The organism is Ramlibacter tataouinensis TTB310, assembly GCF_000215705.1.
GTDB lineage: Bacteria > Pseudomonadota > Gammaproteobacteria > Burkholderiales > Burkholderiaceae_C > Ramlibacter > Ramlibacter tataouinensis.
In genome coordinates, this window is the sequence record NC_015677.1 from 3,636,944 (window position 1) to 3,649,174 (window position 12,231).

Consider the following 12,231-nt stretch of genomic DNA (forward strand, 5'->3'; position numbering starts at 1 on the left):
GCGTCATTTCCAGCTCGTGCCCTCGTCCTGCGTCCAGGCCAGCGTGCCGGCCGAGTTCTGGTAGCCGAGCCGCCGGCTGGCGGGGTCGAACATCAGCACGCCGCCCCAGAAGCGGTCCATGTTGGGCGGCAGCGTGCCGGCCGCCTTCCAGGTCCTTCCGGCGTCCACGGTCTTGTACAAGGCGGGCACGGGCTTCCAGGCGCCGAAGGGGCTGGCCAGCACGTAGGCCTCGGTCTTGGACGTGAAGATCGGCAGCGTGGTGTGCAAGTACTTGTCCACCTGGAACCAGCTCTTGCCGTAGTCGGACGTGGCCCAGAAGGCGGGTGCCGCGCTCATGGTGAGCACCACGCCGTCGGGCGCGCCGCGCAGCCGGACCACGCGCGACTCGGGCTTGTGCTGCTCCCACGCGCCGGTGCGCAGGTCCATGGAGGACAGCCACTCCGGATCCGGCGTGTAGATCACCAGGCGCTCGCGCGTGACCGCCGCGTTCGGGTGCGCCTGGCCCATGGACCGGAACGCGACCGAGTTGCCCTCGGCGGTGGCGGCGAGCGTCCCGCGTTCGATGCGGCGCACCTCGCGCCAGCTCCAGGTGGCGGCCTGGGGATCGGCCGCGTGCACCACGGCACCCAGCGGCGTGCGGCTGGCCAGGTAGACCGTGCCGTCCGGCGCCTGCGTCACCGTCAGGGCCACCGCCGCCTTGGAGCCCGGCGTGGGCAGCTGACGCCAGGTCTTGCGGTCCGGCGAGGACATGGCCACGTAGCCCTCCTCGCCGGCCGCCAGCAGGCGGCCGTCGGCGAGCGGCGCGACTGTCGTGAGCTGGTGCACCGTGTCCGCCTGGTAGCGCGCCCCCTTGGCCAGGTCGAACACCGTGCCGAGCCTGCCGGTGGACCAGGGTGTGCCCTGGGCATCGAGCACCGGGAAGCCCGCGGGCCCCACCTGGCGCTGCGCGTAAGCGAGCTGCAGCTTGAGCAGCGCCGCCTCCGCGGCAGGCAGCGGCGACGACCAGGTGGTCTCGGGTCCGGCCTCCAGCTTGGCTGCCAGGCCGGGGTTGGCATGGCGCAGCCACTCGCGCGCCGCGATCGGCGTGCTTTCCCGCGGCGCCACGAAGCGGCCGTCCTGCAGCGGGGTGAACACCACGGAAGCCAGGTTCGCCAGGCCGCCGGCCCGCACCTCGAAGCGATTGGCCTCGCGGTCCAATGGCACCTTGAGCGTGTGATGGCGCTGCACCACGCCCAGGTCCTCGACGTCGAAGCCGTACAGCTCGCGGGTCTGGTAGCGGCCGGCCGGGACGATGCCGGTGAAGCGGTAGCTGTCGCCGCCCAGCGGGGCTTGCGGCTGGAGCTTGTAGTCCTGCTGCGTGTCCAGGTTCCGGATCGCCAGGTGCCTGAGGGTGCGCTGGTGCAGGCTCACCACGCGCACCGTCACCACGCCCTCGTTCTCGCGCAATTCGGTCTTGTCCGAGATGGCCGTGGTTGCGCAGCCCGCCAGGCCGGCGGCCAGGACCAGGGAAGCTGTCCAGGCGCACAGGCGCCCCAGCCAGCGCCGGCGTTGGCCGGCGGCAGTCGTCATCATGGTGGGTCCCCTCCCGCTGATGCGGTGTGCGGGGCATCTTATCGGCCGCTTTTCGCAGCCGACAAGCGACTGCAGGGCGGGGGTGGCGCGATCGCAACAGGCTGGCGGCGCCTACGGCTCCTGCGGACTCGCGTCCGGCGCCTCCTCGCGGCTGCGTGCCTCGGGCAGGTCGATCAGTTCGCCCACCTCGGGCAGCGAGGTGCCGCCCACTGGCGCCAGCTGCTGCGCGTCCAGCTGGTGCGAGAAGCTTTCCACCGAGTCGCGCCGGCGCTCGCGGTCGCCGGGCACAGTGGGGCCGCACTGGATGTAGATCGCCAGCAGCTCGGCCAGGTGCTTGAGCGTCTCGACGTGCGTGCGCTCGTAGCCGTGCGTGGCGTCGGTCCCGAAACACAGCAGGGCGGTGCGCACGTCCGCCCCCGCGCTCACGGCCGATCCGGCGTCCGAATGGTAGAAGGGAAAGACGTCGCGGTGGCTGGGGATCCCGTGCTCGGCGCACATGCGCAGCAGCTTGCGCGTGAGGTGGTAGTCGTGCGGGCCGGCCGAGTCCATCAGGGGGATGGTGACGCCATATTCGCGCGCGCCCTGCCCCGCGGCGACCGGCCCGATGTCCACGCCGATCACCTCGCTCACGTCCTCCTCGATCACCGCGCGCGCGCCCGAGCCCACCTCCTCGCTCAGGGTGAAGACCGGATGGCAGTCCATCGGCACCTCCGCGCCGCTGTCGACCACCGCCTTCAGCGCCGCCAGCAGGGCCGCGACGCCGGCCTTGTTGTCGAGGTAGCGCGAGACGATGTAGCCGTTGTCCAGCACCTCGGGGTTGGCGTCGAAAGCCACGAAATCACCCACCTGGATGCCCAGGGCGGCCACGTCGCCGGCCGAGTCGATCGGCTGGTCGATGCGCAGCTCCAGCTGCGCCCAGTTCACCGGCTGGCTGTCGATCTCCTCGTTGTAGACATGGCCCGAGGCCTTCAGCGGCAGCACCGAGCCGCGGTAGCGGCCCTGGTCGGTGAACAGGGTGACGCGCCCGCCCTCGGCCCAGCGGCTCGACCAGGTGCCGATGGGCATGAGCGCCAGCCGGCCCGTCGGCTTGACCGCCCGCACCATGGCGCCGAGCGTGTCCAGGTGCGCGACGATGGCGCAGGCGGGGCTGCCGCGCCGGCGCTCCGGCAGCGTGCGCTTGAGGATGCCGCGGATGGTGCCGCGCCGCGTCAGCTCGTAGGGCACGCCGATGCTGTCCAGCTGGCCGCCGGTGTAGTGCACGATCTCGTCGGTCAGGCCCGCCGGGCTGGGAATGGCCAGCAGCTCCAGCAGCGTGCTTCTCAGGTAGCCGACGTCGATCTCCAGCTTGCGCATGGCGCCTCAGGCCGTGAAGGGAAAGAGCAGGTCCACGAAGCGTTGCGCCGTGGGCTGGGGTTCGTGGTTCGCCAGGCCGGGCCGCTCGTTCGCCTCGATGACCACGTACTCCGGCTGGTCGGGCGAAGGCACCAGGAAATCGAGGCCGACCACCGGGATGCGCAGCGCGCGCGCGGCCGTCTCGGCCGCCTCGCGCAGCAGCGGGTGCAGCTGCGCCGTGACGTCGTGGATGGTGCCGCCGGTATGCAGGTTGGCGGTCTTGCGCACGTTCACCGCCTGGCCGGGCGGCAGCACCGAATCCATCGCCAGGCCCTGGCCGGCCAGGCACCGCTCGGTCTCGGCATCCACCGGGATCCTGCTCTCGCCGCCGGTAGCGGCGGCGCGGCGCGCGCTCTGGCGCTCGATCAGCTTGGCGACGGTGGACTGGCCGTCGCCGACGATCTCGGCCGGCCGGCGGATCGCGGCGGCCACCACCTTGTAGCCGATGACCACGATGCGCAGGTCCTGCCCGGCGCAGAACTCCTCGATGACCACATGGCCGCCCTCCTTGGCGGCGCGCGCGATCGCCTCGACCAGGTGCGGCTCGGTCCGCACGTCGACGCTGATGCCCCGGCCCTGTTCGCCCAGGGCGGGCTTGACCACCACCGAGCCGCATTCGCACATGAACGCGGCATCGGCCTGCGCATCGCCGGCGGTGCGCTGCCTGGGCACGCGCAGGCCGATGGACGCGAGCCGCCGCAGCGTGAGCACCTTGTCCTGGCACCAGGTCATGGCGACGCCGCCGGTCAGCTCGGTGAGCGACTCGCGGCACAGCACCTCGTGCCCGAAGTGGCGCAGCTTGAAGATGCCCGCCGGCGCGTCGACCACCTCGGCGCTGATGCCGCGGCGGCGCGCCTCGTCCACGATCAGGCGCGCGTAGGGGTTCAGCCCCGAGACATCCTCGGTGTCGCCGAAGAGGCGCTGGTTGATCGCGTTCTTGTGCTTGATGACGAAGCCCGCCGCCTTCTGGAAGCCGAGCCGCTGGTACAGGCCGATGGCGTGCTCGTTGTCGTGCAGCACCGACAGGTCGAGGAAGGCGCGTCCGCGCCGGGCGAAGTGCGCGACCAGGTACTGCGTCAGCGACTCGCCGGCGCCGGACACCCGCGTCTGTGGATCCACCGCCAGGCACCACAGGCTGGTGCCACCCTGGGGATCGTCGAAGGCGGCCACGTGGTCGATGCCGAGCACCGAGCCGATCACCTCGCCGGTGCGCTCGTCCTCGGCGACCAGGTAGGTCAGGGCCTCGGACTGTCGCTGGGCCCAGACCACCGCCGGGTCCAGCGGCACCATGCGGCGCATGGCGTAGAGGCGGTTGATCGCGGCAATGTCGGCGCGCGTGGTCAGGGGGCGCACGACGACCCCTGGAGCGGGACGGTCGACACGGACATCCGCCGCGTCGAGCGGCCGGCGGAACAGGAGCGAGGGGTCGAGGAACAGCTGGCTGGGCGCCTCGGCCAGCACCAGCTGCGGATCCTCCACGTACAGGGCGATGTCGCGGCGGCCCGGCTGTTCCTGGAGCAGGGCCTGCGCCAGTTGCTTGGGCGACTCGAAGGACGGCGCATACAGCAGCCGTCCCCAGCCGCAGTCGAGGATGCCGTGGCGGCCCTGCGTGCCGGACTCCGCCGCGGGGGCCCGTTGGGCCTTGTTCGTCATCGTCGCCGGGGCGACGACGCCGCCGTCGCCCAGGGGGCCGACACCGTGCGTGGAGGGTTCCAGTTGGAGTTGGACGACGGTCATGGGAAAGCTGTCTCCTGGTTCAGATCCGGTGCGCCTGCAGCCAGGCCTCCAGCAGCGCGGCCTGCCAGAGCTTGGAGCCGCGCAGCGGCGTGATGTGTTCGTCGGGTGCCTCGAACATGCGGTCGATCGCGTCGCGGCGGAACAGCCCGCGCTCACGCGCGGCCCGCGAGCCGAGCGTGTCGCGCACGTAGTCGAGGAAGTCGCCGCGCAGGTACTTCAGGGCCGGCACCGGGAAGTAGCCCTTGGGCCGGTCGATGACCTCGGCGGGGATCACCTGCCGCGCGGCCTCCTTGAGCACGTGCTTGCCGCCCTGGGCGATCTTGTGGCGCGCCGGGATGCGAGCCGCCAGCTCGACCAGCTCGTGGTCGAGGAAAGGCACGCGCGCCTCCAGCCCGAAGGCCATGGTCATGTTGTCGACGCGCTTGACCGGGTCGTCCACCAGCATCACCGTGGTGTCCAGTCGCAGGGCGCGGTCGATCGCGCTGCCCGCCCCCGGCTGGCTGAAATGCGCCTGGACGAACTGCGTGCTCCAGTCCTCGCTGACCCAGGTCGACTGCAGCAGGGAGCCGATCTCCTCGTGGCCGCGGTCGAAGAACACGCGGCGATAGGCGTCGACGGCCGCGGCCGGGTCGGGGTCCGGGATCTGCGCCATCGGCGGGTACCAGTGGTAGCCGCCGAACACCTCGTCGGCCCCCTGGCCGCTCTGCACCACCCGGCTGTGCTTGGAAACCGCCTGCGACAGCAGGTAGAAGGCCACCGCGTCGTGGCTGACCATGGGCTCGGCCATCGCCTGGATCGCCTCGGGCAGCGTCTCCAGCAGCAGGTCGCCGGGCACCTGCAGCTTCTGGTGCACGGTTCCGTAGTGGCGCGCGACCAGGTCGGAGTATCGGAATTCGTCGCCCGCCTCCTCGTCCACGGCCTCGAAGCCGATGGAGTAGGTGCGCAGGTCGGTCGTGCCCGCCTCGGCCAGCAGGCCGGTGATCAGGCTCGAGTCGAGCCCGCCCGACAGCAGCACGCCCACCGGAACGTCGGAGACCAGCCGCCGCTTGACCGACACGCGCAGCGTCTCGAGCACGCGGGATTTCCAGTCCTCGAAACTGCAGCGCTCGTCCTCGGCGCTGCGGTCGAAGCCGAGGTTCCACCATCGGGCATGCTCCATGCGGCCGTCCGGATGCACGGTCATCAGGCTGCCCGGCGCCAGCTTGCGCACGCCGCGCAGGATGGTGAGCGGCGCCGGAACCACGGCATGGAAGCTCAGGTAGTGGTGCAGGGCCTGCGGGTCCAGCCAGGTGTCCACGCCCTCGCCCGCCAGCAGCGCAGGCAGGGTCGAGGCGAAGCGCAGCCGCTTCGCGTTCGCGGTGTAGTACAGCGGCTTGATGCCCAGGCGGTCGCGTGCCAGGTAGGTGATGCCGCTGTCGCGTTCCCACAGCGCGAAGGCGAACATGCCGTAGAAGCGGTCGAGCGCCTTGGGACCCCATGCGTGCCAGGCCTTGATGATGACCTCGGTATCGCCCGTCGAGCTGAATTCGTAGCCCCGGGCCGCCAGTTCCTCGCGCAGCTCGTGGTGGTTGTAGATGGCCCCGTTGAACACGATGCCCATGCCCAGCCCGTTGTCGACGAAGGGCTGGTGGGCACGCAGGCTCAGGTCCATGATGCTGAGCCGGCGATGGCCGAAGCAGCGCGCACCCAGACTGAACAGCCCTTCGCCGTCGGGGCCGCGGCGTGACTGGGTCTGGGTCATCTCGACCACGGTCCGCACATCGGCCAAGCCGCCGTCGAAGCGCAGTTCTCCTGCAATGCCGCACATGAGATCAGGTTCCCTTCGAGATTGCGCAAGCCGAAGAGGCAAGGCAAGACGCCCCCGGATCCGTGCACGCCCACGCGCGCCGGACAGGGCAATGGTCTGATCAGGCAGGGTACCGACGCTGGCGGACCTGGGCTGTCGGACAACTCCGCAGGAAACACCAAGCGCCCGCCCCGAGCTGGGCGCGGTGAGGGCTCAGTGGCGGAAGTGGCGCACGCCGGAGAACACCATCGCGACGCCGCGCTCGTCGGCCGCCGCGATGACCTCGTTGTCGCGCATGCTGCCGCCGGGCTGGATCACGCAGGTCGCGCCCGCGTCCACCACCACGTCCAGCCCGTCGCGGAAGGGGAAGAAGGCGTCGCTCGCCACCACCGTGCCCTGCAGCGAGAGCTTGGCGTGCTGCGCCTTGATGCCGGCGATGCGGGCCGAGTCCAGTCGGCTCATCTGGCCGGCGCCCACCCCCATGGTCATGCCGTCCTTGCAGAACACGATGGCGTTGGACTTGACGTACTTGGCGACCTTCCAGGCGAACAGCAGGTCCTGCAGCTCGGCCGGCGTCGGCTGCCTGGCGGTCACCACCTTCAGGTCGGCCAGCGTCAGCTCGCGGTTGTCGGCGGTCTGCATCAGCAGCCCGGAGCCCACGCGCTTGACGTCCACCGCGTTGCGGCCCTGGTCCCAGTCGGACGCGCCGCCGGGCGGCAGTGCGATCTTCAGCAGGCGCACGTTCGGCTTGTTGCGGAACACCGCCAGCGCGTCCTCGCTGAATTCCGGCGCGATCAGCACCTCGACGAACTGCTTGGCGATGGCCTGCGCCGCCTCGCCGCGCACCGTGGTGTTGAAGGCGATGATGCCGCCGAAGGCGGAGGTCGGGTCGGTCTGGAAGGCCTTGCCGTAGGCTTCCAGCGGATGCTTGCCGGTGGCGACGCCGCACGGGTTGGCATGCTTGACGATCACGCAGGCGCACTGGTCGAAACTCTTGACGCACTCCCAGGCGGCGTCAGCGTCGGCGATGTTGTTGTACGACAGCTCCTTGCCCTGCAGCTGCTGCGCCATGACCAGCGAGCCCGGCGCCGGGTACAGGTCGCGGTAGAAGGCGGCCTGCTGGTGCGGGTTCTCGCCATAGCGCAGGTCCTGCAGCTTGACAAAGCGGCCGTTGGCCTGCGCCGCGAACAGCGAGCGGCTGCCATCCTCCTGCAGGCTGGAGAGGTAGTCGCTGATCGCCGCGTCGTAGTTGCTGATGCGGTTGAACGCGGCCACCGACAGCGCGAAACGCGTCCTGTCCGACACCTTGCCTTGGGCCCGCAGCTCGGCCAGCACGCCCTCGTACTGCGACGCGTCGGTCAGCACCGCCACGTCCTTCCAGTTCTTGGCCGCGCTGCGCACCATGGCCGGGCCGCCGATGTCGATGTTCTCGATCGCTTCTTCCAGGGTGCAGCCGGCCCGGGCCACGGTCTTCTCGAACGGGTAGAGGTTGACCACCAGCAGGTCGATGGTGGCGATGCCGTGCGCCGCCAGCGCCGCCATGTGCTCGGGCAGGTCACGCCGGGCCAGCAGGCCGCCATGCACCTTGGGATGCAGGGTCTTCACCCGGCCGTCCAGCATCTCCGGGAAGCCCGTCACCTCGGCCACCTCGGTGACGGGCAGGCCGTGCGACTGCAGCAGCTGCGCCGTGCCGCCGGTGGACAGCAGGCGGATGCCCAGGCCGTGCAGCGCCTGCGCGAATTCGAGGATGCCGGCCTTGTCGGAGACGGACAGGAGTGCGTTCATGATTTGAGGAGTTTGTGTTCGACCAGCTTCTTGCGCAGCGTGTTGCGGTTCAGGCCCAGCCAGTCGGCCGCCCGGGACTGGTTGTGGTCGGCCTTGGCCATCACCACCTCCAGCAGCGGCTTTTCCACCGCCTTGACCAGCATGTCGTACATGCCATCGGGCTCGGTGCCGCGCAGGTCGCGGAAGTAGCCCTCCAGGCTGTTGCGCACGCACTCTTCGATGTGTTTCTTGCTCACGGTGCCACCTCCTCGCCACGGGCCGGGGTTCGCGCTGTTGTTGGTGTGTCGGGCAGCCGGTCCATGGCGCCGCCGAGCTCGTCGAAGAACGCGGCCACGGCCTGCCACTGGGCGGTGCCGTCCTCGATCAGGTTCATGCGCCGGCGGAACGCCTCGCCGCCGGGCAGGGCCGCGACGTACCAGGCGATGTGCTTGCGCGCGCTGCGCACGCCGGTGAACTCACCGTACAGCGCGTAATGGTCCTGCAGGTGCTCCAGCAGCAGGCGCCGCACCTCGGCCACCAGCGGCGGCGCCAGCACCGCGCCGGTGGCCAGGAAATGCGCCACCTCGCGGAAGATCCAGGGCCTTCCCTGCGCCGCCCGGCCGATCATGACCGCGTCCGCGCCCGTCATCGCGAGCACGTCGCGCGCCTTCGCGGGCGAGTCGATGTCGCCGTTGGCCACCACCGGGATGCGCACCGCCGCCTTCACGGCGGCCACCGTCTCGTACTCGGCCTCGCCCTTGTAGCCCTGCTCGCGCGTGCGGCCGTGCACGGTCAGCATCTGCACGCCCACCTGCTCGAAGGCCCGCGCCAGCGTGACGGCGTTGCGCTGCGCCTGGCACCAGCCGGTGCGCATCTTGAGCGTGACCGGCACGCCGTGCGGCTCGCAGGCCTGCACCACGGCGCGCGCGATGCCCACGGCCAGCGCCTCGTCCTGCATCAGCGCCGAACCGGCCCATTTGTTGCAGACCTTCTTGGCCGGGCAGCCCATGTTGATGTCGATGATCTGCGCGCCGCGCTCGATGTTGTAGACCGCCGCCTCGGCCATCTCGGCGGCTTGCGTGCCGGCGATCTGCACCGCGATGGGGCCGGGCTCGCCCGCATGGTCGGCGCGGCGCGAGGTCTTGAGGCTGTTCCACAGCTCGCGGCGCGAGGTCACCATCTCGCTGACGGCATAGCCCGCGCCCAGCTGCCGGCACAGGCGGCGGAACGGGCGGTCGGTCACGCCGGCCATCGGTGCCACGAACAGGTTGTTCGCCAGGACGTGGGGGCCGATGTGCATGGAGGAAGGGAGCAAAAAGCGCTGCTGCTGAAAAATGAGGCACGGATTGTATGCGTCGGCCATTGCGCCAAATGAAATAAAGCGTCGCACCGGGAGCGACGCCGGGACGGGAGTCAGGCCTACAGTGGCCAGACTCGGCCGCTGCCTATACTGCGCCGCCATGCAAGCCTGGCTCGACGCCGCCCTCTCCCTGCTCGCGCTGCCGCGCTATGGCTTGAGCACCCTGTTCCTGGTCGCCTTTGTCTCGGCCACGCTGCTGCCGCTGGGGTCGGAGCCGGCGCTGTTCGGCCTGCTCAAGCTCAATCCGGAGCTCTTCTGGCCGGCGGTGGCGGTGGCGACGGCGGGCAACACGCTGGGCGGCATGCTGGACTGGTGGCTGGGCTACGGCGCCCACCGGGTGGTGGACCGGTGGGGCCACTCGCGCTCGCACGTCAAGGCCATCGAGTGGCTGGAACGCCTGGGGCCCAAGGCCTGCTTCCTGTCGTTCCTGCCGGTGGTGGGCGATCCGCTGTGCGCGGTGGCCGGCTGGCTGAAGCTGCCGTTCTGGCCCTGCGCCGCCTGGATGCTGGTGGGCAAGTTCCTGCGCTACGTCACCATGACGGTGGCGCTGCTCCACCTGTGGCCGAACTGAAGCCGCCGCTCAGACGTTGAACAGGAAGTTCATCACGTCGCCGTCCTTGACCACGTACTCCTTGCCCTCGCTGCGCATCCGGCCTGCGTCCTTGGCGCCCTGTTCGCCCTTGAACTGGAGGTAGTCGTCGAAGGCGATGGTCTGGGCGCGGATGAAGCCGCGCTCGAAGTCGGTGTGGATCACGCCGGCGGCCTGCGGCGCAGTGGCGCCTGTGCGCACCGTCCAGGCGCGCACCTCCTTTTCGCCGGCGGTGAAGTAGGTCTGCAGGCCCAGCAGCTTGAAGGCAGCGCGGATCAGGCGGTTCAGGCCCGGCTCCTGCTGGCCGATCTCGGCGAGGAACATCTTCTTGTCCTCCTCGTCCATGTCGGCCATCTCGGCTTCCATCTTGGCGCAGATCACCACCACCGGCGCGTTCTGGCCGGCGGCGTACTCGCGCAGCCGGTCGAGGAAGGGATTGTTCTCGAAGCCGTTCTCGTCAACGTTGCCCACGAACATGGCGGGCTTGGCGGTGATCAGGAACAGCGGCTTGAGCAGCGCCTTCTCCTCGTCGGTCAGCGGCACGGTGCGCACCGGCCGGCCTTCGTCGAGCGCGGCCTGCACCTTGGGCAGCAGCTGCGCCATCCTGGCCGCTTCCTTGTCGTTGCCGGACTTGGCCGCCTTGGCGTAGCGCGCCAGCGCCTTGTCCACCGTGCCCAGGTCGGCCAGGCACAGCTCGGTCTGGATCACCTCGATGTCGGCCACCGGGTCCACCTTGCCGGCCACGTGGATGACGTTGGGGTCGTCGAAGCAGCGCACCACGTTGACGATGGCGTCGGTCTCGCGGATGTGCGCCAGGAACTGGTTGCCCAGCCCCTCGCCCTTGCTTGCGCCGGCCACCAGGCCGGCGATGTCCACGAATTCCACGATGGCCGGCACCACCCGCTCGGGCTTGACGATGGCCGCCAGCCGCGCGAGGCGCGGGTCCGGCAGCTCCACGATGCCCACGTTGGGCTCGATGGTGCAGAAAGGGTAGTTCTCGGCGGCGATGCCGGCCTTGGTCAGGGCGTTGAACAAGGTCGACTTGCCCACGTTGGGCAGGCCCACGATGCCGCACTTCAAGCTCATGTCGGTTCCAGAAATGAAGGCCGCAAGTGTAGGCCCTCAGAACTGCCAGCTGGCCGCCGCCAGCTGGCCCACGCGCAGCAGTTCGCCGTCGCCCTGCAGCACGATGAGGTTCATGCCGAAGGCGACGGCGCCGCCCAGCCGCTCGTTGCGGCGGTAGACCTGCAGCACGTCGCCGACGGCCGGCTCGGCCTGCGCCGTGGCCGGGTCGACGTTGGGGATGGGGCAGCGCGGGCAGGGCTTGACCGGCCGCAGCCGGATCGCGCCCGCGTCGCCCACGTGCAGCGTGCCCAGCCGGTCCTCGTCGTGCGCCTCGATGCCGTCCAGCACGATGTTGGGCCGGAAACGCTCCATGCCGACCGGCGGGTGGCCGGCCGCCGCCAGCCGCTGGTTGAGCAGATCCAGCGAGGCCTGGCTGGCCGCCAGCAGGGGAAAGCCGTCGCTGAACTGGTTGGGCGCTTCGACCCCCTGCGTCCATTGCAGGCTGGACAGGCGGCGGTGCTCCGGGTCGAAGCGCACCAGGCGCAGCCGCTGCCCGAGGAAGTCGCTGAACCACTGCGCCGCCACGTCGCCCATGTCGTAGGCCGGCACCACGTCGTCCCAGACGCGCACCTTGGCAGGCGCTTCCACGGCGTCGATCTGCAGGTGCAAGGCCAGCATGCCGGGGGCGCGCAGCACCACTTCGTGGTGCTTGAGCTGCACCCGCACCAGCGCCATGCGCGGCAGTTCGCGCTGGGTCACGAACTCGCCCTCGGCGTCCACCACCATCCAGGCCCGGTCCAGGTCCAGGCCGGCCTCGGTCAGCACCGCCTCGGGCAGCTCCACGCCGGCGCAGGATTTGACGGGGTAGACGAACAGCCGCGCGATGCGGGCGGACACGTCGTGGGCGGAAGTGCTCATGGTCGGCAACAAAGTGTTGGTGCTGAGGTGGGGCCGGAATTGTGCCCG

The 12,231-nt window shown here is 70.3% G+C and carries 10 protein-coding genes; 1 reads left to right on the top strand and 9 read right to left on the bottom strand.

Going from position 1 to position 12,231, the window contains the following annotated elements; translation table 11 throughout:
- Positions 1 to 3: 3 nt before the first annotated feature.
- The 7 genes from RTA_RS17495 to dusB form a co-directional block, all read right to left on the bottom strand.
- Positions 4 to 1,572, bottom strand: a complete 1,569-nt coding sequence (locus tag RTA_RS17495; protein ID WP_013902764.1) for a hypothetical protein — start codon at positions 1,570 to 1,572, stop codon at positions 4 to 6.
- A gap of 111 nt (positions 1,573 to 1,683) precedes the next feature.
- The gene (locus RTA_RS17500) at positions 1,684 to 2,925 is read right to left on the bottom strand and encodes an osmoprotectant NAGGN system M42 family peptidase (protein WP_013902765.1); all 1,242 of its coding nucleotides are present in this window, start codon (positions 2,923 to 2,925) and stop codon (positions 1,684 to 1,686) included.
- A gap of 6 nt (positions 2,926 to 2,931) precedes the next feature.
- The gene (gene ngg, locus RTA_RS17505; RefSeq protein WP_013902766.1) at positions 2,932 to 4,701 is read right to left on the bottom strand and encodes an N-acetylglutaminylglutamine synthetase; all 1,770 of its coding nucleotides are present in this window, start codon (positions 4,699 to 4,701) and stop codon (positions 2,932 to 2,934) included.
- 19 nt (positions 4,702 to 4,720) lie between these two features.
- Positions 4,721 to 6,508: an N-acetylglutaminylglutamine amidotransferase gene (locus RTA_RS17510; RefSeq protein ID WP_013902767.1), complete on the bottom strand. Its 1,788-nt coding sequence runs from the start codon at positions 6,506 to 6,508 to the stop codon at positions 4,721 to 4,723.
- A 192-nt stretch (positions 6,509 to 6,700) separates the two neighbouring features.
- Entirely contained in the window at positions 6,701 to 8,272 is a 1,572-nt protein-coding gene (gene purH / locus RTA_RS17515; RefSeq protein WP_013902768.1) for a bifunctional phosphoribosylaminoimidazolecarboxamide formyltransferase/IMP cyclohydrolase, read from the bottom strand.
- The gene (locus tag RTA_RS17520; RefSeq protein WP_013902769.1) at positions 8,269 to 8,508 is read right to left on the bottom strand and encodes a Fis family transcriptional regulator; all 240 of its coding nucleotides are present in this window, start codon (positions 8,506 to 8,508) and stop codon (positions 8,269 to 8,271) included. Before RTA_RS17520 ends, purH begins: the two co-directional genes overlap by 4 nt.
- Positions 8,505 to 9,551 carry a tRNA dihydrouridine synthase DusB gene (gene dusB / locus RTA_RS17525; protein WP_049871328.1) on the bottom strand — a complete coding sequence of 349 codons (1,047 nt, stop codon included), beginning with the start codon at positions 9,549 to 9,551 and terminating at the stop codon, positions 8,505 to 8,507. The genes RTA_RS17520 and dusB overlap by 4 nt, the downstream gene beginning before the upstream one ends.
- Before the next feature lie 160 nt (positions 9,552 to 9,711).
- Between dusB and RTA_RS17530 the strand changes: the two genes are divergently transcribed.
- Positions 9,712 to 10,182: a YqaA family protein gene (locus tag RTA_RS17530; protein ID WP_041675715.1), complete on the top strand. Its 471-nt coding sequence runs from the start codon at positions 9,712 to 9,714 to the stop codon at positions 10,180 to 10,182.
- A gap of 9 nt (positions 10,183 to 10,191) precedes the next feature.
- Here RTA_RS17530 and ychF read toward each other — a convergent pair whose 3' ends face one another.
- Entirely contained in the window at positions 10,192 to 11,286 is a 1,095-nt protein-coding gene (gene ychF / locus RTA_RS17535; RefSeq protein ID WP_041675716.1) for a redox-regulated ATPase YchF, read from the bottom strand.
- A gap of 36 nt (positions 11,287 to 11,322) precedes the next feature.
- Positions 11,323 to 12,183, bottom strand: a complete 861-nt coding sequence (locus tag RTA_RS17540) for an MOSC domain-containing protein (protein ID WP_041675717.1) — start codon at positions 12,181 to 12,183, stop codon at positions 11,323 to 11,325.
- Positions 12,184 to 12,231 lie beyond the last annotated feature (48 nt).

Bases quoted from the DNA above. Each gene is read 5' to 3' on its own strand.
- RTA_RS17495 (WP_013902764.1), bottom strand. From the start codon at position 1,572: ATGATGACGACTGCCGCCGGCCAACGCCGGCGCTGGCTGGGGCGCCTG.
- RTA_RS17500 (WP_013902765.1), bottom strand. From the start codon at position 2,925: ATGCGCAAGCTGGAGATCGACGTCGGCTACCTGAGAAGCACGCTGCTG.
- ngg (WP_013902766.1), bottom strand. From the start codon at position 4,701: ATGACCGTCGTCCAACTCCAACTGGAACCCTCCACGCACGGTGTCGGC.
- RTA_RS17510 (WP_013902767.1), bottom strand. From the start codon at position 6,508: ATGTGCGGCATTGCAGGAGAACTGCGCTTCGACGGCGGCTTGGCCGAT.
- purH (WP_013902768.1), bottom strand. From the start codon at position 8,272: ATGAACGCACTCCTGTCCGTCTCCGACAAGGCCGGCATCCTCGAATTC.
- dusB (WP_049871328.1), bottom strand. From the start codon at position 9,551: ATGCACATCGGCCCCCACGTCCTGGCGAACAACCTGTTCGTGGCACCG.
- RTA_RS17530 (WP_041675715.1), top strand. From the start codon at position 9,712: ATGCAAGCCTGGCTCGACGCCGCCCTCTCCCTGCTCGCGCTGCCGCGC.
- ychF (WP_041675716.1), bottom strand. From the start codon at position 11,286: ATGAGCTTGAAGTGCGGCATCGTGGGCCTGCCCAACGTGGGCAAGTCG.
- RTA_RS17540 (WP_041675717.1), bottom strand. From the start codon at position 12,183: ATGAGCACTTCCGCCCACGACGTGTCCGCCCGCATCGCGCGGCTGTTC.